This window comes from Mycobacterium sp. NGS15 (genome assembly GCF_059813245.1).
The window spans coordinates 224,191-245,088 of record NZ_JCALEF010000006.1; the positions used below are offsets into that span (position 1 = coordinate 224,191).

General features: G+C 64.9%; 23 protein-coding genes. 10 read left to right on the forward strand and 13 right to left on the reverse strand.

Annotated elements, in window-relative coordinates; translation table 11 throughout:
- Positions 1 to 3: 3 nt before the first annotated feature.
- The 3 genes from AC5Y5C_RS18640 to AC5Y5C_RS18650 form a co-directional block, all read right to left on the reverse strand.
- On the reverse strand, positions 4 to 918 hold the full coding sequence (locus AC5Y5C_RS18640) for a carbohydrate ABC transporter permease (RefSeq protein WP_499975125.1): 915 nt from the start codon (positions 916 to 918) through the stop codon (positions 4 to 6).
- A complete protein-coding gene (locus AC5Y5C_RS18645; RefSeq protein WP_499975127.1) occupies positions 915 to 2,339 on the reverse strand; it encodes an extracellular solute-binding protein in 1,425 nt (474 codons plus the stop codon). Before AC5Y5C_RS18645 ends, AC5Y5C_RS18640 begins: the two co-directional genes overlap by 4 nt.
- A gap of 186 nt (positions 2,340 to 2,525) precedes the next feature.
- Complete coding sequence (locus AC5Y5C_RS18650; RefSeq protein ID WP_499976045.1) at positions 2,526 to 2,990, reverse strand: YflT domain-containing protein; 465 nt, start codon at positions 2,988 to 2,990, stop codon at positions 2,526 to 2,528.
- A 203-nt stretch (positions 2,991 to 3,193) separates the two neighbouring features.
- Here AC5Y5C_RS18650 and AC5Y5C_RS18655 point away from each other — a divergent pair, with 203 nt between their 5' ends.
- Positions 3,194 to 3,814 carry a DUF4190 domain-containing protein gene (locus AC5Y5C_RS18655; protein WP_499975129.1) on the forward strand — a complete coding sequence of 207 codons (621 nt, stop codon included), beginning with the start codon at positions 3,194 to 3,196 and terminating at the stop codon, positions 3,812 to 3,814.
- Between the two features lie 12 nt (positions 3,815 to 3,826).
- Here AC5Y5C_RS18655 and AC5Y5C_RS18660 read toward each other — a convergent pair whose 3' ends face one another.
- A complete protein-coding gene (locus AC5Y5C_RS18660) occupies positions 3,827 to 4,780 on the reverse strand; it encodes an HpcH/HpaI aldolase/citrate lyase family protein (RefSeq protein ID WP_499975131.1) in 954 nt (317 codons plus the stop codon).
- 24 nt (positions 4,781 to 4,804) lie between these two features.
- Positions 4,805 to 5,755, reverse strand: coding sequence for an oxygenase MpaB family protein (locus AC5Y5C_RS18665; RefSeq protein ID WP_499975133.1), 951 nt, complete (start codon positions 5,753 to 5,755; stop codon positions 4,805 to 4,807).
- Between the two features lie 314 nt (positions 5,756 to 6,069).
- Between AC5Y5C_RS18665 and AC5Y5C_RS18670 the strand changes: the two genes are divergently transcribed.
- Positions 6,070 to 7,344: a lytic transglycosylase domain-containing protein gene (locus AC5Y5C_RS18670; RefSeq protein ID WP_499975137.1), complete on the forward strand. Its 1,275-nt coding sequence runs from the start codon at positions 6,070 to 6,072 to the stop codon at positions 7,342 to 7,344.
- 23 nt (positions 7,345 to 7,367) lie between these two features.
- The gene (locus AC5Y5C_RS18675) at positions 7,368 to 8,504 is read left to right on the forward strand and encodes an Mrp/NBP35 family ATP-binding protein (RefSeq protein ID WP_499975140.1); all 1,137 of its coding nucleotides are present in this window, start codon (positions 7,368 to 7,370) and stop codon (positions 8,502 to 8,504) included.
- On the opposite strand, the gene tatB is transcribed toward AC5Y5C_RS18675, so the two are convergent.
- From tatB to sigE, 4 genes are all read right to left on the reverse strand, one after another.
- On the reverse strand, positions 8,501 to 8,905 hold the full coding sequence (gene tatB, locus AC5Y5C_RS18680) for a Sec-independent protein translocase protein TatB (protein ID WP_499975142.1): 405 nt from the start codon (positions 8,903 to 8,905) through the stop codon (positions 8,501 to 8,503). The two genes, AC5Y5C_RS18675 and tatB, sit on opposite strands and share 4 nt — an antisense overlap.
- Positions 8,905 to 10,383, reverse strand: coding sequence for a serine protease HtrA (gene htrA, locus AC5Y5C_RS18685; RefSeq protein WP_499975144.1), 1,479 nt, complete (start codon positions 10,381 to 10,383; stop codon positions 8,905 to 8,907). Before htrA ends, tatB begins: the two co-directional genes overlap by 1 nt.
- 9 nt (positions 10,384 to 10,392) lie before the next feature.
- Complete coding sequence (gene rseA / locus AC5Y5C_RS18690) at positions 10,393 to 10,836, reverse strand: anti-sigma E factor RseA (RefSeq protein ID WP_499975146.1); 444 nt, start codon at positions 10,834 to 10,836, stop codon at positions 10,393 to 10,395.
- 110 nt (positions 10,837 to 10,946) lie between these two features.
- On the reverse strand, positions 10,947 to 11,720 hold the full coding sequence (sigE, locus tag AC5Y5C_RS18695; RefSeq protein WP_499975148.1) for an RNA polymerase sigma factor SigE: 774 nt from the start codon (positions 11,718 to 11,720) through the stop codon (positions 10,947 to 10,949).
- Between the two features lie 209 nt (positions 11,721 to 11,929).
- Between sigE and AC5Y5C_RS18700 the strand changes: the two genes are divergently transcribed.
- The 5 genes from AC5Y5C_RS18700 (at position 11,930) to AC5Y5C_RS18720 (ending at position 16,554) form a co-directional block, all read left to right on the forward strand.
- Entirely contained in the window at positions 11,930 to 12,541 is a 612-nt protein-coding gene (locus AC5Y5C_RS18700) for an O-methyltransferase (RefSeq protein ID WP_499976048.1), read from the forward strand.
- A gap of 160 nt (positions 12,542 to 12,701) precedes the next feature.
- The gene (locus AC5Y5C_RS18705) at positions 12,702 to 13,346 is read left to right on the forward strand and encodes a TetR/AcrR family transcriptional regulator (RefSeq protein WP_499975150.1); all 645 of its coding nucleotides are present in this window, start codon (positions 12,702 to 12,704) and stop codon (positions 13,344 to 13,346) included.
- Entirely contained in the window at positions 13,343 to 14,248 is a 906-nt protein-coding gene (locus AC5Y5C_RS18710; protein WP_499975153.1) for an ABC transporter ATP-binding protein, read from the forward strand. The genes AC5Y5C_RS18705 and AC5Y5C_RS18710 overlap by 4 nt, the downstream gene beginning before the upstream one ends.
- Positions 14,245 to 15,867, forward strand: coding sequence for an ABC transporter permease (locus tag AC5Y5C_RS18715; protein ID WP_499975155.1), 1,623 nt, complete (start codon positions 14,245 to 14,247; stop codon positions 15,865 to 15,867). Before AC5Y5C_RS18710 ends, AC5Y5C_RS18715 begins: the two co-directional genes overlap by 4 nt.
- Before the next feature lie 12 nt (positions 15,868 to 15,879).
- On the forward strand, positions 15,880 to 16,554 hold the full coding sequence (locus AC5Y5C_RS18720; RefSeq protein ID WP_499975159.1) for a methyltransferase family protein: 675 nt from the start codon (positions 15,880 to 15,882) through the stop codon (positions 16,552 to 16,554).
- A gap of 19 nt (positions 16,555 to 16,573) precedes the next feature.
- On the opposite strand, the gene glgC is transcribed toward AC5Y5C_RS18720, so the two are convergent.
- Entirely contained in the window at positions 16,574 to 17,788 is a 1,215-nt protein-coding gene (gene glgC / locus AC5Y5C_RS18725; protein ID WP_499975160.1) for a glucose-1-phosphate adenylyltransferase, read from the reverse strand.
- A gap of 206 nt (positions 17,789 to 17,994) precedes the next feature.
- On the opposite strand from glgC, the gene glgA reads away from it, so the two are divergent.
- Positions 17,995 to 19,158: a glycogen synthase gene (glgA, locus tag AC5Y5C_RS18730; RefSeq protein WP_499976050.1), complete on the forward strand. Its 1,164-nt coding sequence runs from the start codon at positions 17,995 to 17,997 to the stop codon at positions 19,156 to 19,158.
- A 16-nt stretch (positions 19,159 to 19,174) separates the two neighbouring features.
- Here the strand turns inward: glgA and AC5Y5C_RS18735 are convergent, their stop codons facing one another.
- The 3 genes from AC5Y5C_RS18735 to AC5Y5C_RS18745 form a co-directional block, all read right to left on the reverse strand.
- Complete coding sequence (locus tag AC5Y5C_RS18735; RefSeq protein ID WP_005059648.1) at positions 19,175 to 19,342, reverse strand: DUF3117 domain-containing protein; 168 nt, start codon at positions 19,340 to 19,342, stop codon at positions 19,175 to 19,177.
- Between the two features lie 121 nt (positions 19,343 to 19,463).
- Entirely contained in the window at positions 19,464 to 20,054 is a 591-nt protein-coding gene (locus AC5Y5C_RS18740) for a DNA-3-methyladenine glycosylase I (protein WP_499975162.1), read from the reverse strand.
- Positions 20,044 to 20,358 carry a DivIVA domain-containing protein gene (locus AC5Y5C_RS18745; RefSeq protein WP_499975164.1) on the reverse strand — a complete coding sequence of 105 codons (315 nt, stop codon included), beginning with the start codon at positions 20,356 to 20,358 and terminating at the stop codon, positions 20,044 to 20,046. The genes AC5Y5C_RS18740 and AC5Y5C_RS18745 overlap by 11 nt, the downstream gene beginning before the upstream one ends.
- A 48-nt stretch (positions 20,359 to 20,406) precedes the next feature.
- Between AC5Y5C_RS18745 and AC5Y5C_RS18750 the strand changes: the two genes are divergently transcribed.
- Entirely contained in the window at positions 20,407 to 20,898 is a 492-nt protein-coding gene (locus AC5Y5C_RS18750; protein WP_499975166.1) for a pyridoxamine 5'-phosphate oxidase family protein, read from the forward strand.

Here is a 20,898-nt window from a genome sequence, read left to right on the forward strand (position 1 = left end):
GGGTCACCGTCTTGCCCCCTCGTCATCCGCCGTCGGCGCCGAGGCGCCGAACCCCTTGATGAAGATGAAGGCGATGACGGCCACACACAGGAAGATCAGGACACTGATCGCCGAGCCAAGCCCAACATTGAATGCCTTGAACAGATTGTCGTACCCCAATATCGACACCGATCCCGTGTTGTTGCTGCCACCGGTGAGCACATAGATGTTGTCGAAGATCCGGAAGGCATCCAACGTGCGGAACAGCAGCGCGACGAGAATCGCGGGTTTCATGATCGGGATGGTGACGCGGATCAGCCGGCTCCAGCCGTTGGCGCCGTCGACCTGGGCGGCCTTCAACAAATCGTCGGGAACCAAGGCCAAACCCGCAAGCAACAGCAGTGCCATGAACGGTGTGGTCTTCCACACCTCGGCCAGGATCACCACCGCGAGCGATGGAATCTGTTGTGTCAGTGGTGCGCTGCCCGAAGGAAGCAGATTCGCCAGATATCCGGTGCCCGGCGTCCATGCGTAGTACCAGCTGTATGACGCTGCCACGGTGACGATTCCGTATGGGATCAGCACGGCGGTGCGCACCACACCCTTGCCGAAGATCGTCCGATGCATCACCAGCGCGAGGGTCAGCCCGAGCACGAGCTCGATGACCACCGAAATCACCGTGATCACCAGTGTGACCACCAAGGCGCTCCACCAATACCTGTCGGTCAGCACCGTGACGTAGTTGTCGAACCACACGAACTTGCGGTCCTGCGGGCTGGCGAAGCTGTACTTCTGCAGGCTAAGCCACACCGCGTAGCAGATGGGATACGCGGTAACCGCGAGCATCAGAATCGCGGCGGGCGCGATGAGCAGCAGACCGAGGCGGCGCTCGGCCTTCTTTCCGTCGGAGGCGGCAGCGTTGTTCACCGAATTACTCACGGGATCAGCCCCCGTCCGTCAACGGCCTTCTGCACCTGATCGGTCAGCAAGTCGGCGGTACGCTCGGGATCGATCGCGGTGATCGGCGCCAAGGCCGCCGAAACTCGCGTCGAGATGGCTTGGTAATACGGCGAGGCCGGACGCACCGCTGCGTTGGCGAGCTGATCGCGGATAATCGCGTACGCCGGGTATTTGGCCTGGAACTCGGGATCGTCGTACAGGGAAGCGTCCACCGCGGGCAAGCCGCCCTCGATCGCCGTCACCTTTTGATTTTCCCGGCTGCGCAAGCAGTTCAACGCCTCGAAGGATTGCGCCTTATATCGCGTTGTCCTGGCGACCGCGATGTTCAGTCCACCAATGGTGACCTTGGCGGGCCGACCGGCGACTACCGCTGGATACGGGGCGAAACCGAGTGCAGCACTGGCAGCCTCATATGCGGCGGTGAACTGCTCATCGCTCGGCTCAAAGCGCCCCGCTTCCCGGATCGCGCCGGTCAGGTCCGGTCGCCGGTCCAGACGCAAGAACGGCACCCCGCCCTTGATTGCGTTCTCCATCATGCTGGCCATCACGAACGGCCAATTGACCTCGAAGGCGGCCTTACCCTGTTCCAAGGCCAAACGCGCTGTGCCCTCATCGGTCTGGGTGATGGAAGGGTCCGCACCGTCTGCCGTCGCGATCGATTTGATGATCCGCAATGCGGTGACCGTGGCCGCGCGATGCTCCGGGGTATCGGTCAGGGTAACCGTCTTGCCGTCATCGGCCAGAACAGAGCCGCCAGCGCTGGCCAGCAGGGTGTTGAAGAGCACCACCAGACCTTCGTACTGCTTGCCCTGCAACGCGATCCAACTAGGCCCGCCCGAACGTGCGAAACCCTCGGCTTCCTGCACGGTCTGATCCCACGTCTCGGGCGGTTCGGCTACCAGGTCCTTGCGGTACCAGAGCAGTTGGGTGTTGGTGCTCAAAGGGGCGGCGTACAGCTTGTCCTTCCAGCGGGCACTCGCCAGCGGGCCCGCGAGAGTGTCGCGCTGCGCGTTGGCCTCGGTGACGCCTGCCGGGTCATCGGAAAGCGGCAGCGCCCAACCTGCTTCGGCGAACTCCGCGGTCCACACCACGTCCATACCCATCAGATCCAGGGTGCGATCGTTGCCCGTCAATCGGCGGGCAAGCTGCAACCGCTGCTCGTCGGCCCGCTTCGGGAGGCTGACTTGCCGGATGGTGAACCGGCCGCCCAGTTCTTTGTTGCATCGCTGCGCAGCGGCCGTGAAGGTCCCGGCCTCACTGGCCGGCGTGTAGAAGCGGATGACGATGTCGTCGTCGGAGCGGGCGCATCCCGTCAGCGAGGCCAGCGTCAGGCCGGCCAGCAGGGTCGAGCCCAGCGCCACACTCTTCCGTCGGAACCATCCGGCCGACGACTCCAACACGACCGCCTCCTGGTCCGTTGACGCGCCTCGGCACTTCCGTGTGCCGGCACGGCGGGCACACCCGTCCCGCGCGGCAACCGTAGAGCTAAAACCAGGTGACATGCAACATGTTCGGTGCGCGCGTCCCATCATCAAGAGCGCGGGCAACGTCGCCGGCCAGCACCGTCCGGCACGAGCCGACGGAGTCTAGATAGCTAGTTTGGCCAACATGTCGCGCGCGGATTCGGCCTGCGCAGGCTCGCACAACACGTCATATCGTCCCGCGACGAGCTGCATAGTCGATGCGAAATCCCTTGTGCCCCTCGTCATCGCATAGGGCACCGCGGCGGTGACCAATCCGAAGACCAACCCGACGGTGAGTCCGACGATGAGTGAGCCGGCCAGATTTGTACTGAACATCCCCAGCACCAGGCCGATGAACAAGCCCAGCCAGGCTCCGCTGAGCATGCCCCCGCCGAGCACCTTGGGCCATGACAATCGGCCGGTCACCCGCTCGACCTGCATCAGATTCACTCCGACGATGGTGACGTTCTCGACCGGGAATTGCTGATCGGACAAGTAGTCGACGGCGCGTTGCGCCTCCGCGTATGTCGGGTACGAACCGATGGGCCAGCCTTTCGGCGGCGTCGGCAAGGACAACGACGAAGACAATGGGGAACGCGGTGACGTCGAGCGCTGTGGTTGCCCGGGTGTGAGCGGTTGTCCCACGAGTTCGGTCCTCCTGGAGAGTCAGTGATGCATAGCTAGCACTTATTTAACGCCCGACTGCGACAGTTGGTGCCCCTTTGACCGCTACCTGCGACTTTCCACCCGCAGCACGGCCAGAAACCACCTCGATACGCTAAGTTTGCGCCATGACTACCCCGGGTAACGAATCCTCCGGCGCCGGCCCCGACGCTTCGTCCGGATACGAATACCCGTCCCTGGAAAAGTCCGCTCCGCCGGCCGATGCCGTTTCCTCGGCCAGCCAGCTGCCGCCGAGCATTCCACCGGCGTGGGAGGCCCCCGGAGCTCCACCGTCTTATCCCGCCTATCCGCCTGCCTACCCGACCCCCTATCCCACCGCGCCTCCGCCGTACCCAACGGCACCGCCGACATATCCCCAATACGGCCAGGCCTATCCCCCGTATCAGTCGGGACAACCGGGCGCATATCCGCCTCCCGGTTATCCCGCCGGTGGTTATCCCGGATATCCGGCGCCCGGCTACGCCGACCCGTACGGATATGGCGCATACGGACAGACCGGCGGCACCAACTCGCTGGCCATCGGATCATTGATCGCGTCGATCGTCGGTGTCTTCTGCGGAATCGGATCCATTGCCGGAGTCATCATGGGATTCATCGCGCTCAACCAGCTCAAGACCTCGCCGCAGGACGGCAAGGGCGTGGCCATCGCCGGAATCGTCATCGGTGCCGCGGTCATCGTGTTCTGGGTGCTGATCATGGTCATCGGCATCGCGTCCGGGGGCGGCTAGCCCGAGCTCGCACTAGCCCGCCGGGGGCTCGAACGGCGGCGCCTGCCGCACCATCCCCGCAGCGCGGCCCTTGCCCGCGATCACCAGCGCCATCTTGCGGCTGGCCTCGTCGATCATCTCGTCTCCCAGCATCACCGCACCCCGTGCGCCACCCGCCACCGAGGTGTGCCACTCATAAGCGTCCAGGATGAGCTCGGCCCTGTCGTAGTCCTCCTGACGTGGGCTGAAGATCTCGTTGCCCGCCTCGATCTGCGCCGGGTGCAGCACCCATTTCCCGTCGAAGCCCAGCGCAGCCGAACGGCTCGCCGCGACCCGGAAGGCAGCGACGTCGCGCACCTTGAGATAGGGGCCGTCGATGGCGTCGATTCCATGCGCCCGCGCGGCAACCAGAATGGTCATCAACACATGGTGATACGCCTCGCCGTCATAGCCGGGAGGCTGCTCCCCGACCACCAGGGTGCGCATGCCAAGGCTGGCCATGAAGTCGGCCGGGCCGAAGACCAACGACCGCACACGTGGGCTTGCCGATGCGATGGCGTCGATATTGGTCAGCCCTTCGGCATTCTCGATCTGCGCCTGGATGCCGATCGCACCCACCTCAAGTCCGTGTGATCGCTCGACCTGTGTCAGTAACAGATCCAGCGCCGTGACATGCGAGGCGTCTATCACCTTGGGCAGCAGGACGTTGTCAATATTGCGGCCGGCCCGAGAGACAACCTCCACCACGTCGGCGTAGGTCCATTCGGTGGTCCAGTCATTGACGCGCACCGACAGCAGCTGGCCCGACCATCCCGGTGCGTTCACGGCATCGGCGATGCGCCGGCGCGCTTCAACCTTGGCGGGTGCCGCCACGGCGTCCTCAAGATCGAGGAAAATCTCGTCCGCAGGAAGGGTTTTCGCCTTGTCGATCATCTTCTGGCTGCTGCCGGGGACGGCGAGGGTGGTGCGGCGCGGTCGATAGGTCACAGCTAGCCAGCCTAAAGCGCCGCCTTATGCGGTGGCTCGCCTCCCGTACCGCTCTTTAGCCTCCGCCGGCGTGACGGTGACCGTGCGCACCGGCGCCTTGGCCGCGTGGAAGTCACGCAAGGTCGTGGCGGTCATCGGCAACTTGGCGAATCGCGCAATGGAGTCTTCGATCGCCGGAACGCTGGCGACCGACATGGCCGCAGACACCCACGGCCGGTACGCCACGTCGACAATTCCAGGCTGATCGAATTGACCCAATTCCCGCATCCAGCGGGGCAACGTCGCAATGGTCGCCGGAGCCATCAGCCGACTGACCGCCCAGAACCGCAGATTGCTGCCCGCCCGCGGAGTGCGCAGCAGGTAGTGCATGGCGTGCTGAGCGCGCTCGGAGGTGCACAGCGTGGGGCGCATCTGGGCGAAGTATTCGCGAACCTCGTCACGCGACCGCGGTACATCGGCCGGATTGACGGTCTGCAGCTCGGCTGCGGTCACACATTCGGACCAGTAACGGTCCTCCTCGGCCTGGCTCAACGGCCCAGGCCCGAACATCTCGTAACACTTGAGCACCGAATGCCAGCCCGTCACATGGATCCACAGCTGCGAGGCCGGATCGTTGGCGCTGTAGCGCTTGCCGGTCACCGGGTCGAGTCCCTTGGAGCGGGCATGAACCTTTTGCAGGTGCTCAGAAGCCTCGACCGCGGTACGCGAATCGGCGGTCGCGACGATGAGGAAGTAGGCGAGGGTCCCGTCCATCCGTCCCCGCGGATCCCGATAGATGCCCGCCGAATCGGCCACTGCGGCGGCCAGATGAGGCTCGAAATGTTCCAGTACCACCGAGCGCTGGAAACCGATCAGCGCGGTGGGGCTGCTCCACACCTTCCACGTCGGCGAGTCAGGCCCAAAGAATCCGTAGTCCTCGCGGGGGCGATCGGAGCCGAGTTCCCAGTGGACGGCAACCTCCGGTGAAGCGGTCATGCTGCAACGCTATCAATTGATTATGTTTGCGTCCAGACACTGACCGTAAGTCAGATTCATGGGCCACCTACGCAGCCCGAGATAGCCACTCGCCCATTTTCGGTGCACGGCCCGACCGAACTCGGCATGCTCAGGGCGGATTCATCGGCAGGCCGCGATTCGCTGGGGTTTGCCTATTTTGCAACCGGACCGTCATCTCGCCGGTATGGTTGCTCCGGTTCACATCGGTCACATCCGTCACGACTGCATACGTCAGAATGGGTGCCGACAGATGGGACCCATGCGTAGACAGGGGCCCGAGAGATAGGGGCGCGGTGAAGCTTCCGGGTTGGGTTGCGTCGTCGGTACAGCATGCCCGCGACGTGGCGCTACGCGTCACGGGCGCGCCGGTGCCCTGGCTTCGGGTCGGTGGGCTCAGCGCCTTGGTGGTCGTGGGCTCCGCCGTCGCGGCCAGCAGTGCACAGGTCAGCGGGCAGGCCGCGGTGCCCATTCCCGTGCCGCTGGCGTCTGCGGTCGCCGCGCAGGCGGATATGGGTCCGCTGAACCTGGTGACTGTGATGCGCCCGCCGACGCAGTACCGCGTGGCACCAAGCGCTGCGATCGCACCGCCGCCACCGGGGATCGTGATGGCCCCTGGGGGACTTGGCATCCCGAAGATCGCATTGGACGCCTATCAGAACGCCGAGCGGATGATGGCCAAGGCCGCACCCGGTTGCGGGGTGAGCTGGAACCTGCTGGCGGGTATCGGCCGGATCGAATCGGGCCACGCCAACAACGGCGCCACGGACGTGAAAGGCCGCGTGGTCCGGCCCATCTATGGCCCGAGTCTGGACGGCACCCTCCCGGGTAACGAGGTCATCGTCGACCATGAGCAGACCCGCACTCAGGGTGCGCAGGTGTACGTCCGGGCCATGGGCCCCATGCAGTTCCTGCCCAGCACCTGGAACCACTACGCCTCCGACGGTGACGGCGATGGAAAGGCCGACCCACAGAACGTCTTCGATGCGAGCCTTGCCGCCGCCCGCTATTTGTGCAGCGGCGGATTGAATTTGCGGGACCGCTCGCAGGTGATGTCATCCATCCTGCGCTACAACAATTCGGTGGCGTACGCACAGAATGTGCTCGCCTGGGCCGCCGGTTACGCCACCGGGGTAATCCCGCTCAATCTGCCACCGCTGACTGCCGCCGATGTCGCACCCGAACGCAAGGCCCACCTGGGCGGTGGCGAATCCCGTGGGCTCGGGCCGGGCTCGGTGACGGACGTCGCCTCACTGTCCCCCAACGACCCCTTGGCGCAGCTGCCGATCGTCACTCCCCTGACACCCGACCGGGTAGGCGTCGCCGGCCCACCCGGAGCCGTCGCGCCGGCACCCGAAGCACCCCAGGCGCCGTGCATGTTCTTCTGCGCGCCACCGCCTCCGGCCGAGCCCGTCAACCCGTTCGCGCCGCCGCCCCCTGCTGAACCCTTCAACCCTTTCGCACCGGCTCCTGCAACACAGCCGTTCAATCCGTTCGCTCCGCCGCCGCCGCCGGTGGAGCTGGGACCGGCCCCCGGACCGGCACCGGGACCGGCAGCGCCAAAGTCCTAAACGGCACGCCCTAGACTCGGGTAGTGACATCCGAGCTCACCACGGCCGTGCGCAGTGCACTCGCCGGGGTAATCGACCCCGAACTTCGCCGTCCCATCACTGAATTGGGAATGGTCAAGAACATCACGTTCGACGACGCCCATAACGTCGAGATCGGGATTTACCTCACCACCTCCGGATGTCCGAAAAAAGCGGAGATCTCCGAGCAGGTAACCCAGGCCGCCGCCGATGTCGATGGCGTCGGCACCGTGCGAGTGCTGCTGGATGTCATGAATGACGAGCAGCGCACCGAGCTGCGCAAGCAGTTGCGCGGCGACAGCGCCGAGCCCGTCATCCCCTTCGCCCAGCCCGGCTCCCTCACTCGCGTCTACGCGGTGGCCTCGGGCAAGGGGGGCGTCGGAAAATCCAGTGTCACCGTCAACCTCGCCGCGGCGATGGCGGCCAAGGGGTTGTCGGTCGGATTGCTCGACGCCGACATCTATGGCCACTCGGTGCCGCGCATGATGGGCACCTCCGACCGTCCCACGCAGGTAGAGCGGATGATCTTGCCCCCGGTGGCCCACGATGTGAAGGTCATCTCGATCGCCCAGTTCACCCAGGGGAACACACCGGTCGTGTGGCGCGGGCCGATGCTGCACCGCGCCCTGCAGCAGTTCCTGGCCGACGTGTTCTGGGGAGACCTGGACGTACTGCTGCTGGACCTGCCTCCGGGCACCGGCGACGTGGCGATCTCGGTGGCACAGCTTATTCCCGGCGCCGAGATTCTGGTGGTGACGACGCCCCAGCAGGCCGCCGCCGAGGTGGCCGAGCGCGCGGGGGCGATCGCGACCCAAACCCGTCAGCGCATCGTCGGTGTGGTCGAGAACATGTCCTGGCTGGTGTTGCCCGATGGCACCCGCATGGAGGTGTTCGGATCAGGCGGCGGCGACACCGTCGCCGAGAGCCTGACCCGCATAGTCGGAACGAAAGTGCCCCTCTTGGGGCAGATCCCGCTGGATCCCGCGGTACGCGAGGGTGGCGACGACGGGCTGCCGATTGTGCTTAGTCAGCCGGATTCGGCAGCAGGCCAAGCACTTCGGTCGGTCGCCGATAAACTCTCGACACGCAGTCGCGGGCTGGCGGGCATGTCGCTGAACATCGATACCGCGCGGCGCAACTAGGTCGCGTCGGCGTCGAATCGGGCCGGGCCGGGCTCTGCGGCCTTGGTGAGCTCAGGGTTGACAGCCGGCGCCGGCTCCGACACGGCCTTCTTCATGTCGTCGAGCGGTTTGGTCAACGAATCGAGCACCGAATCATCACCATCCAGAAGGTGTTTGGTGATAACGGCACGGGGCGTCATACCGCGCAGCTTCTGCAGCTCGGCGAGCGGCTTGCGCATATCGTCGAACTCCGGGCCAAGCTCCTCACGCAGGGAGGCCGTCGCGCCGCTGGCGTAGTCACGCACCTTGCGCAGCGATTCAGTGGTCCACTGAATCGCACCCGGAAGCCGCTCGGGACCCAGCACCACGAGCCCCACGACCAGTAGGACCAACAGCTCCCCCCAGCCGACACTGCCGAACATCAGGAGCCGTCTGGGCCGGGAGTAACTTTGAGCTCGACGGGGCGCCCCTGGCGCAGCACCGTGACAGTGGCTTCCTGTCCAATCTTCAACTGCCGCACCGCGACCACAAACTCATCGGCATCGGCCACCGCGCGGTTACCCACCTTGACGACGACATCGTTCTCCAGCATGCCGCCCCTCTCGGCGGGGCTGCCGGCCTTCACGTTGGCCACCTCGGCGCCCGTGGCGGTCGCGTTGCTGACCGTGCGGCTGCTGATCCCGAGCGTCGCGTGCACGATCTTGCCCTCGCGGATCAGTGTCTGTGCCACCTCGGCCGCCTCGTTGATCGGAATCGCAAAGCCGAGACCGCTTGAGCTGTCGCTCAACGATTTTCCGGCGGTGTTGATGCCAACTACCTGAGACTTCATGTCGATGAGCGGGCCGCCGGAGTTTCCGTGGTTAATCGCGGCATCGGTCTGGAGCGCATCGATGACCGTGTCGGTATCGCTGCCCTCACCCGAAAGCGGCACCGGGCGGTGTAGTGCACTGATGATGCCGCTGGTGACCGTGCTTCGCAGACCGAGCGGAGAACCGAAGGCGATGACCTCGGCGCCCACGGCGACCTTGTCGGAGTCACCGAGGCGCGCCACCGAGAGGTTGTCGACGTTGTCCACTTTCAGCACTGCGATATCCGTCTTCGGGTCGCGCCCAACAAGGTTCGCGGGCACCTTTTTACTGTCGTTGAAGATGACCTCGATCTTGAACTTGCCGGGGTTCTTGGCCGCGTCGGAGATCACGTGGTTGTTGGTGATGACGTAGCCCTTGGGGTCGATCACCACTCCTGAGCCCTGGGCCACCTCATCGTCCGAGCTGGCCTCGATGGTTACCACCGCACTCTTGACCGCGTTGGCGACTGCGGTGAAGCGGGACTCGTCGGGCTGGGTGCTGTCATCGGTGGTCAGCGTGACCTTCGACGTGGTGAAGGCCTGGACCACCTCGGCCGTTTTACGGCCGATGATGCCGCCGACCAAGCCGATCAGCAGTGCGACGGCCGCAAGAATGGCGAGCGCCGGAATCGAGACCCGGCCACCGAAAAGAACATCACGGACCCCGAGCTTGGGGGCGGGCGTGCCGTCCACCGCGACGGGCGCCTTGGCGACCCCGGGCCTCCCTAGATGAACCTGTGCCGTCGGATCGCGCCAGGGATCCTCGGCGGCGTCGGGACCCTCATCGGCGGCATTGAGCTTGCCGGCATCGGCGGGATGACGCTGCAGGGAAGTAGTGGTGTTATCGGGTCGCCCGAAGGCCTGTGCCAGCACCGGATCGGGCGGCCCCACCCGCGGTGTGTACTCCCCCTGGTCCCGGTACTTGTCCAACCCCTGGAACGAACCGGATACCCCCGAAGGACGGCCAAAAGCCCGCTGCGAAGCCGGATCGACGGCCGGCCGGTCTACCGGGCGCGGCGCCAACCGGGGAGCGGTGTCCTGTTTTGCGGTCACCGGCCCACCCTACCGGCGCTTACGGCGTTCGCGACTATCTGGCCGCGCCGCGTCCTTGCCCAACGCAGGCGGCATGTCGCCGTCATGTGACGACGGTTGAGGCGGTACCGCCTCGTGCGGGATATGCGGAATCTGGCTGAGCAATCCAAGCAGTGAACCGGGCACCCGGATACCCCCGGAATCACGCAGTGCGCTGCGCGCTTGGCGCTGCGCATCGATCTCGAGCGCGCATTCGGGGCACATCGACAGGTGGTGCGCCGCCCGCAGGTGCGCGCTCATCCGGAGCTCGCCATCCACGAACGCCGCTATCGCCTCCGTGGACAAATGCTCGGTCGAACCGAACTGGCGAGGAGCACCGACTGGTGCCTCACTTTGGGAGGCGAACGGAGACGGTAGCCGCGAGAACGACGAGAAACTCGAGAACGCCCGCCGGAACGAGCCGCTATCCACCACGGCAACGCTCCCTTCGGTCTGGAAAGGTCGGCGGACTCGTACCGACCTAACTCGAAGATAGCGCGCGAAAGTACTCATTGCGTACCAACCTGCACCAATGACGTCGTGCGTTATTCGGCGGCCGCGAGCGCGGACGACGAGGAGCGCGCAGCCAGATACTCACGGATGGCCTGCCTGCCGCGGTGAATGCGGCTGCGCACAGTGCCGAGCTTCACGCCCAATGTGGCGCCGATTTCCTCGTAGGACAGACCTTCGATGTCGCATAGCACCACGGCTGCGCGAAACTCCGGAGCCAGCGCGTCCAGCGCGGCCTGCAGATCGGCGCCCAGCTGAGCGTCGTGGTAGATCTGCTCGGGGTCCGGATCGGTTGCCGGCACGCGGTCGTAGTCCTCGGGCAGGGCCTCCATGCGGATGCGCCCACGGCGGCGGACCATGTCGAGGAACAGGTTTGTGGTGATGCGGTGCAGCCAGCCCTCAAATGTGCCCGGCTGGTAGTTCTGCAGCGAGCGGAAGACCCTGATGAAGGTTTCCTGGGTCAGGTCCTCGGCGTCTTGCTGGTTGCCCGACAGACGGTAAGCCAAGCGGTACACGCGGTCGGCATGCTCACGAACGAGCTCATCCCAAGACGGCATGGCTGCCTGGTCTCCGGTGGCATCGAACACTGCGGTCCCGGATAGTTCGGCGGGATCGGTCACCTCGACAAAGTCGGTGTATTCGGCCGGCTCACTGATAGACGTAAGCGAAATCGCGCGTTCCTCCTGTTCGGTTCCGACAGCCTCACCTGCGATGGGGAGACTTTCAGCCTGCTCAACCCGGATGCCATGGGTGTTATTCCCGGCTTGGGCCTGCGCGGCGGGGCGCGTTTTCAGGATGGATCGCGACATAGCAATGACCTTCTACTACCGAGGTGTGGGTCACTTATGAGCCAACTTAACTCTTCCTGAGAATGCGGTCTCGATCCGATCTCACCAGGGCCCCGGAACAGGAAAACGCCCCGATCGGTCACGAGTCCGGCGTGTCGCGGGACATATCCCCTCCCGCTCGACAGGATCGAATCGTGACCAGCAGCGCAGACCGATCCAGCGTCGAGGCGATGGTCAGCCACGCCGAGGGCGCCATCTCCGAAGACGAAATCGTCGCCGCCGCCCGGGAACGCGCCGTGGACCTGGGTGCGGGCCCCGTAACGCCTGCCGTCGGCGCACTCCTGAGTGTCTTCGCACGTCTTTCCGGCGGCAAGGCCGTCGTCGAAGTAGGTACGGGCGCGGGGGTCAGCGGCTTGTGGCTGCTCTCAGGAATGCGTGAGGACGGCGTGCTGACCACCATTGACGTGGAGCCCGAACATCAGCGCAGCGCCAAACAGGCGTTCTCGGAGGCTGCCATCGCGCCGTCGCGCACTCGCCTTATCGGTGGCCGCGCACAGGAGGTGCTGCCCCGGCTGGCCGACGAGTCATATGACCTACTCGTCATCGACGCAGTGCCGGCCGATCAACCCGAGTTTCTGGCCGGGGGCATTCGGTTGCTGCGCCCGGGCGGGGCGGTCGTTATCCACGGCGCATCCGCCGGTGGGCGCGCGGGTGATCCGGGGGCCAAGGACCCCGACGTGGTCGGCGTCCGCGAGGCCGCACGCATCATCGCCGACGACGGCCGATTCACAGCGGTACTGATCCCGCTCGGCGATGGCCTGCTCGCCGCCACCCGCGACTGACGTTCCAGTCGTCGACACGCCGCATTGTGCGCGAGCCACTCGCGAAGTGACGCGGAGACCGTAGTTTCGGCGCGCCCTTACGAACCCTTTTCGTCACGGCACTCATTTCTCCGCGGATAGTGCTTGACGCGCGCCTGAACGCGTGTTTAGTCTACTGAACATGCGTTCAGCAGACGACCTCACCGCCACCGCCCGCATTCGGGATGCCGCGATCAAGCTGTGGGGGGAACAAGGCTTCGGCGCGAGCGTCCGGGCTATCGCCGATACCGCCGGGGTAAGCCCCGCGCTCGTTATCCACCACTACGGATCCAAGGATGGGCTGCGACGGGCGGTGGACGAATATCTGCTGGAGTACATCCGTTCGGAGAAGTCGCGGACCATCACCTCCAACGATCCCAAGGTCTGGCTCGACGCCATCGACGAGATCGAAACATTCGCGCCGATGGTCAGGTACCTGCTGCACAGTCTCCAATCGGGAGGAGAGCCCGGCCGCGCGTTTCTTCAGCGCTCCATCGACGATGCTGAGGCATATCTGGATGACGGGGTACGCGCGGGCACCGTCAAACCGAGCCGCGATCCCAAGGGGCGCGCGTTGTGGGTGTCGCTCACGGGCGTGGGCGCGCTAGCCATCTACGTGCAGATGTATCCCGACGACGACCTGGGCACGATCTTGCGCCGGTACTCCGACGAGCTGATTCTCCCCGCAATCGAGGTCTACACCGAGGGCCTGATGACCGACTCCACCATGCTCGATGCCTTTGCAGCACAACAGGAGAACCCTTTAGATGAAGGAGCTTTGACGTGACGTACCCCAACCTTGCGGTCGAAATTCGTGGACTGTCGAAGTCCTTCGGTAACACCAAGGCGCTCGATGGTCTCGATCTGTCGGTCGCCCACGGCGAAGTGGCGGGCTTCCTCGGGCCCAATGGCGCGGGAAAGTCCACTACCATTCGGGTGCTTCTCGGCCTGCTGCGTGCCGACGCCGGCTCGGTACAGCTGCTCGGCGGCGATCCGTGGGTCAACGCAGTCGCTTTACATCGACTCATCGCCTATGTGCCGGGGGATGTCACTTTATGGCCCAATCTCACCGGCGGGCAGGCAATTGACTTCCTCACCAGAATGCGTGGTACTGCGCATATTTCACTGCCGAGGCGCAACGAACTCATCGAACGCTTCGAACTCGATCCCTCAAAGAAGGCTCGCACTTACTCCAAGGGCAACCGACAGAAGGTGGCGCTCATCGCCGCGTTCTGCTCGGATGCCGAGCTATTCATACTCGATGAACCAACGTCTGGCCTTGATCCCCTGATGGAGACGGTCTTTCAAGAGTGTGTGGCCGATGTGGCCGCGCGAGGTTGCGCGGTGCTGCTGTCCAGCCACATCCTGGCCGAGGTGGAGAAGCTGTGCCACCGGGTGACCATCGTGCGCGCCGGACGTACAGTGCTGACCGGATCGCTGGCCGAGCTGCGCCATTTCATGCGGACGTCCGTGGCGGTCCGCACGTTAGCGAATCCTTCTGGACTCAAATCGATTCCACAGTTGCGCGACCTCACGATCGGCGGCAATCGGGCCTCTTTCACGGTCGATCGCAGCGACCTGGACCGCACCATGGAACAGCTGGCAAGCCTGGGGATCGTCGACCTCACGGTGGCACCGGCATCGCTCGAAGAACTATTCATGCGCGAGTATCAGGGCGTACCGCGATGAGCACCAACTTTGCGACCCTGCCGATTCGCCAGCCGATTTCGGACGGCACCCCACGACACCCGTTGGCCGGAACCAGCACCTTGATCTTGTTGGCGCTGCGCCGCGACCGCTTCCGGATCTGCATGTGGGTCGGCTGGCTGACCCTGCTGATGACCTATACGCCGCTGGCGTTCGCGTCGATGTATCCGACCTCCGCCGACCGAATGGCCCGGGTCACGATGATGAAGACCCCGGCCGGGATCATCATGGGCGGACCGAACTTTGGCGTCAACGAGACAGATATCGGCGTCATGGTCGCCAACGAACTGATGACCGTCATGATCGCCGCCGCCGCCATCATGTCCATCCTGACCGTAATCCGGCACACCCGCGCCGAAGAGGAATCCGGTGGCGCCGAGTTGGTGATGTCGGCGGTGATCGGCCACCAGGCCCGCACCTACGCGGCACTCATCGTGGTGGGCCTGATGAACGCCGTCCTGGCCGTCGCGATGACGATCGCGTTATCCGCAGCGGGATTCGATATCGCCGACAGCATCGGTATTAGCCTCGGGATCACCGGGGCCTCCATGGTTTTCGCCGGAATCGCAGCCGTCACAGGACAGTTGTGGCGCACTTCCCGGATGGCCAGCGGTGTGGCCATGGCGACCCTCGCGGCCGCCGTGGTGATTCGCGGACTCGGCGACATCATCGACAACCAGGGCAGCGCGCTGAGCTGGTTCTCACCCCTGGCCTGGGCTCAGCAGATGCGGCCCTTCGTCGGCCTGCGGTGGTGGCCCTTGCTGCTGCTGGCGGGCATCACGCTAGCCCTGATGTTGACCGCACATGCGCTCGAAGCGCATCGCCAATACGACGCGGGGGTGCTGCCCTCGCGCGGCGAGAACCCCAATGCTCCTGAGATCAAGACCGTATTCGGTCTCAACCTGCAACTGCAACGCGGACTGCTCGCCGGCTGGGGAGTGGGGATTTTCCTGGGCGGTATGGCATTCGGCTCGATGGCCAAGAGCCTGCGGGACTCGATCGCCACCAATCCGATGCTGGCCCGAGCCTTCTCGGCGCACGGTCTCGACAGCATATTCGCCACCTTCAACCAGGTGCTCGCCATCGCGGCCACTGCATACGTGGTGTCGGCGATCGTGAAACTCACCAAGGATGAACAGTCCGGTATCGCCGAGGCCGTGCTGGCCCGCGCCGTATCGCGCTGGAACTGGCTGCTATCCGCGGTCGCGGTGACGGCATTGGGTAGTGCACTGCTCATGACGCTCGCCGGACTGGGTGGCGGGCTGGGGGCGGCCAGCACGTTGCACAACCCGGATTTGATGTGGCGCCTCACGCTCGCGGGATTGGCACAGGTCCCCGCCCTGCTGCTGGTCTGCGGTATCGCGGCCATCGCGGTTGCCGTGCGGCAGAGCTGGATCGGCTGGCTCGTGGTGGCGTTCTCGGTGGGCATGCTCTATGCCGGAATTCTGCAGCTTCCGTCCTGGATGGTGAAGCTGTCCCCGGTGATGCGAGTCAGCGCTCCCGTGGAATACCCGTGGCTCACCATGTTCGTCCTCATGGTGATCGGTGCCGGGCTCATCACGGCCGCGGGAGATATCTACCGACGCCGCGATGCAATCTAAGAAAGGAAGATCATGAAAATTGGTGTACAAGCTGCCGTTTCGGGCGTCATCGCCCTCGCCGTGTTTGGCGCGGCGCTGTTCTGGCCCGCGGGGACATTCGACTATTGGCAGGCCTGGGTTTTTCTGGCCATCTTAGTGATCAGCTCCACGGTCTCCTCGATCTATCTGGGTGCCACGAATCCCGCTGTGCTGCAACGCCGATTACATGGTGGCCCCATCGCGGAGACTCGCCTAGTGCAGAAAATCGCGGTCACCGTGCTGCTGAGCTCATTTCTGGCCCTGGTTGTGGTGAGCGCCTTCGACCACCGGTTCGGCTGGTCGCAGGTGCCCACCTGGCTGGTGATAGTCGGTGAGGTGTTGGTGGTCGCCGGACTGAGTGCCGCCACACTTGTGGTGGCACAGAACAACTACGCGGGTGCGAGCATCACCGTCGAGTCCGGACAGACCGTCACGTCGAGCGGGCTGTACGGGCTGGTTCGCCACCCCATGTACAGCGGCTCGCTGGTGATGATGGCGGGAATGCCGTTGGCACTGGGCTCGTACTGGGGCCTGCTCGCGGTCATCCCGGCCTGCGCCTCCCTGGTGGTACGGATCCTGGATGAGGAGAAGATGCTGCGCCACGACCTGCAGGGCTACGACGAATACACCGAGCAGGTGCGCAGCCGTCTCGTGCCGCTGGTGTGGTGAGGACGCACCGCACGCGAAGCTAAATCCAGACGCCCTTACCGACAGCCACGACGCCGCCCGCGCTGACGTTGAACCGCTCGCGGTCGCGCTCGATATCGACGCCAACTTGTTCTCCGACACCGACAACTACGTTCTTGTCCAGAATCGCGTGCCGGACCACCGCGCCGCGGCCTACCCGCACGCCGGGCATCAGCACGCTGCCCTCGACAACGGCACCGTCGTCGACGACGACATTCGAGGACAGCACCGAGTTGCGCACCGAGCCCGCCGAGATGATGCTCCCGGCGCCGACCACCGACTCCTGCGCGGAACCGCCGTTGACGAACTTGGCGGGCGCCAGGTTCTCCGACTCGCCACGGATGGGCCAGCGCCGGTTGTACAGGTTGAATACCGGGTGCACCGACACCAAGTCCATATGCGCGTCATAGAACGCGTCGAGGGTCCCGACATCACGCCAATACGCGTGATCGCGCTCGGTGGCGCCGGGCACCAGGTTGGTGTTGAAGTCGTAGACCGCGGCCCGCCCATCGGCCACCAGGCGGGGAATGATGTCACCGCCCATATCGTGATCGGAGTGGTCGTCCTCGGCATCCGCGCGGATGACGTCGACGAGTTCCTTGGTGGTGAAGATGTAGTTGCCCATCGAGACGAACGCGGCGTCCGGATCGTCCGGCGTGCCCGGAGGATCCGCCGGTTTTTCAATGAACTCCCGAATCCGGCCGGTGTCGTCGGCATCGATGCAGCCGAATGCGGTGGCCTCCGCGCGGGGAACGCGAATTCCCGCGACCGTCACCGCCGCACCACTGTCGATATGGAAGTCGAGCATCTGCTCGGGATCCATCCGGTACACGTGATCGGCACCGAACACCGCGATGTACTCGGGATCCTCGTCGTAGATCAAGTTGAGTGACTGGTGAATGGCATCGGCGCTGCCGGTGTACCAGCGCGGGCCGAGCCGCTGCTGGGCGGGGACCGGCGTGATGTACTCCCCCGCCAGACCCGACAGCCGCCAGTTCTGCGAGATGTGCCGGTCCAGTGAGTGCGATTTGTATTGAGTCAGAACGCAAATCCGCAAGAACCGCGCGTTGACCAGGTTGCTCAGCACAAAATCGATGAGCCGGTAGGCACCGCCGAAGGGCACCGCCGGTTTCGCGCGGTCGGCGGTCAGTGGGTAAAGCCGCTTGCCCTCACCGCCGGCAAGCACGATCCCCAGAACGTGTGGCGATGCCCTCATAGCAATCAACCTATCGGCACTCGGCAGAAGCGGCCAGCGGTACACCCTGTGGCGGGCCGGCGATGAGCCGCGTGCGTGACGAGCCAGAGGCAGCGGTCGTCAGGGCCACCTACTACGGTCGTGGCATGACCGACCGTCTTCGCGCACGCGGCTCATCCCCGGCGGAGGGTCTTCTCGCACGCGGCTCATCCCCAACGCGGGTGGCAATGATGACGCGGGAGTACCCACCCGAGGTGTACGGCGGGGCCGGGGTCCACGTCACCGAGTTGGTGGCTCAGCTGCGCACACTGTGCGAGGTCGACGTGCACTGTATGGGCCAGCCCCGCGACGGTGCCTTCGTGCACAGGCCCGACCACGCGTTGGACGGTGCTAATCCAGCCTTGACGACCTTGTCGGCCGATCTGGTGATGGCTGCTGCGGCCGCGGGTTCGACGGTGGTGCATTCGCACACCTGGTACACCGGTCTGGCGGGACATCTGGCCAAGCTGCTGCACGGCATTCCGCATGTGTTGACCGCGCATTCCCTGGAACCCCGCCGCCCATGGAAAGCCGAACAACTCGGCGGCGGATACCGGGTGTCGTCGTGGGTTGAACACACCGCGATACACGCCGCTGACGCGGTCATCGCCGTCAGCAGCGGGATGCGCGAGGACATCATGACGACCTATCCCGATTTGGATCCCAGCCGGATCTACGTGGTGCGCAATGGAATCGACACCACAACCTGGTATCCGGTCGATCCGGCCGAGGCGATCACCCAACCCGGATCGGTCCTCGCCGAACTCGGTGTAGATCTGGACCGCCCGATTGTCGTGTTCGTCGGACGGATCACCCGCCAGAAGGGCCTCGCGCATTTGGTGGCGGCCGCGCACCGGTTCTCCCCCGAGGTGCAGTTGATCCTGTGCGCAGGCGAGCCGGATACCCCCGAGATCGCCGAGCAGGTCACGGGCGCCGTCACCGAGTTGGCCGCGGTGCGGCCCGGAGTGCACTGGATACGCGAGTTCCTGCCTGCTCCCAAACTGCGGGAAGTGCTTTCCGCGGCAACGGTTTTTGTATGCCCATCGATCTACGAGCCGTTGGGCATCGTCAACCTTGAGGCGATGGCGTGCGGTACAGCGGTCGTGGCGTCGCGCGTCGGCGGGATACCCGAGGTCGTTGCCGACGGCGTCACCGGAACATTGGTGGCGTACGAAAGCAGCGAAGCCGCGGCGTTCGAGGCGGGGCTCGCCGCTGCGGTCAACGCATTAGTCGCGGACCCGGCCCGCGCCGCCGAGTTCGGCAATGCGGGCAGAGCGCGCTGTATCGAAGAGTTCTCGTGGGCGCACATCGCGGAGATGACGCTGCAGATCTATCAAAAAGTCTGCAGCTAGCGCCAGAGGCTGGGTCCTAGCTGGTGACGTTCTTGAGTTCGTCGCCGAGTGCGGCGGCCTCATCGGGGGTCAGCTCGACCACCAGGCGACCGCCACCTTCCAGTGGCACGCGCATGACGATCCCGCGCCCCTCTTTCGTAGCCTCGAGAGGACCGTCGCCTGTTCGGGGCTTCATGGCCGCCATCGTGTGCTCCCTCCAAATTCCAGCCAAGGGTGTTCGGCATCTCCGACCATTGTTCCCTATCTGAGCTGCCGTTTCACTGCACCATTCTTCCCTATCGCGAACATCTGGGGACAGCAGACCCTCAACTGGGCCCTCCGGAAGGGGCGGTATCGGCTCGGGGAACCCAGCAGGAACGCACGTGATCATCCACCATCCCGGTGGCCTGCATCAGGGCATACGCCGTGGTAGGGCCCACAAAACGGAAACCTCTGCGCTTGAGTTCTTTGGCCATCGCCGTGCTCTCGTCGGTTACTGCCGGCACGTCCGAAAGACGTTGAGGCCGGGCGCGGCGTTTCGGCGCAAACGACCACAGCAGGTCCGAAAGATCAGTGTCCAGATCGAGGACGGCGCGGGCATTCGATATCGCGGACTCGATCTTGGCGCGGTTCCGCACGATCTCGGCATCGGCCATCAGCCGTGCTATGTCCTTGTCGCCGTAGCGGGCGACCCGCTCCGGTGTGAAGCCGTCGAACGCACGCCGGAAACCCTCCCGTTTACGCAGGATGGTGATCCACGCCAGCCCGCTCTGGAAAGCCTCCAAGCACAGCCGCTCGAACAACGCATCGCGCCCGTACAGTGGGCGCCCCCACTCGTTGTCGTGGTAGTCGGCGTACAGCGTCGACCCGGCCGGATCGACCGCCCAGGAACAGCGAGAGAGCTCCCTACTCGGCATTGGCTTCGATATTGGCTCGGGAGCCCTGCACCTCGCCGAGCTCGGCACGCAGCTCGTCGATCTGCCGGGCCAGCCGGTCCAGCACCCAATCCACCTCGCTGGCCTTGTACCCGCGAAAGACCAGCGAGAACTTGACGGCGTCCACGTCGGCGCCCGTCACCTTCTCGGCGGGCAGGACGGTGGCGGTGGTGCCCTTGGGCAGCGGCGGTAGCTCTTCCCCGCGCCCGAACAGCATCGAGCCCAGCACGAACAGCACGGCGGCAACCGCAACGAGAACCAGCAGATACGTCAGAGCGAACGTCACGACACGATCTTGCCAGCGAGGTCCGACATCCGGGCTTAGCGTGGGGTCATGACCTCCTGGCAAGAGTTCACGCAGCACGCCCCGACGATCGCTGAAGTGTTCATCCGGCGTCACCACGCGACGCGCAATCTGTGCTTCCTCTCGACGCTGCGACACAGCGGCGCACCGCGGATCAGCCCGATGGAACCGCGCATCTTCGAAGGCCGGCTGATCGTCGGCGGCATGCCCGGCACCGCCAAGCTCGCCGACCTCGCCCACGATCCCCGTTTCGAGCTGCACACGGCCACCACCGACACCCATATCAGCGCGGGCGACGCCAAGGTCTGGGGCACGGTGCAGGATGAGCAGGATCTCGACCTGCACGCCGCCTTCGCCGAGCATCTCTACGTCACCATCGGATTCGACCTACGCGGAAGACGGTTCGCGCCGTTCTACGTCGCCGACATCCAGGGGGCGTCCGCGGTGCGGCTCGATGACGGACACATGGTCGTCACCGTGTGGTCGCCCACCGCGGGTGAGCACGAAATCCAGAAGACGTGA

Coding starts and splice junctions, on each gene's coding strand:
- AC5Y5C_RS18735 (WP_005059648.1), bottom strand. CDS start 19,342: ATGGCGGCCATGAAGCCCCGAACAGGCGACGGTCCTCTCGAGGCTACG.
- AC5Y5C_RS18705 (WP_499975150.1), top strand. CDS start 12,702: ATGCGTTCAGCAGACGACCTCACCGCCACCGCCCGCATTCGGGATGCC.
- AC5Y5C_RS18740 (WP_499975162.1), bottom strand. CDS start 20,054: ATGCCGAGTAGGGAGCTCTCTCGCTGTTCCTGGGCGGTCGATCCGGCC.
- AC5Y5C_RS18720 (WP_499975159.1), top strand. CDS start 15,880: ATGAAAATTGGTGTACAAGCTGCCGTTTCGGGCGTCATCGCCCTCGCC.
- sigE (WP_499975148.1), bottom strand. CDS start 11,720: ATGTCGCGATCCATCCTGAAAACGCGCCCCGCCGCGCAGGCCCAAGCC.
- AC5Y5C_RS18665 (WP_499975133.1), bottom strand. CDS start 5,755: ATGACCGCTTCACCGGAGGTTGCCGTCCACTGGGAACTCGGCTCCGAT.
- AC5Y5C_RS18715 (WP_499975155.1), top strand. CDS start 14,245: ATGAGCACCAACTTTGCGACCCTGCCGATTCGCCAGCCGATTTCGGAC.
- glgC (WP_499975160.1), bottom strand. CDS start 17,788: ATGAGGGCATCGCCACACGTTCTGGGGATCGTGCTTGCCGGCGGTGAG.
- AC5Y5C_RS18700 (WP_499976048.1), top strand. CDS start 11,930: ATGGTCAGCCACGCCGAGGGCGCCATCTCCGAAGACGAAATCGTCGCC.
- AC5Y5C_RS18750 (WP_499975166.1), top strand. CDS start 20,407: ATGACCTCCTGGCAAGAGTTCACGCAGCACGCCCCGACGATCGCTGAA.
- glgA (WP_499976050.1), top strand. CDS start 17,995: ATGATGACGCGGGAGTACCCACCCGAGGTGTACGGCGGGGCCGGGGTC.
- tatB (WP_499975142.1), bottom strand. CDS start 8,905: ATGTTCGGCAGTGTCGGCTGGGGGGAGCTGTTGGTCCTACTGGTCGTG.
- AC5Y5C_RS18655 (WP_499975129.1), top strand. CDS start 3,194: ATGACTACCCCGGGTAACGAATCCTCCGGCGCCGGCCCCGACGCTTCG.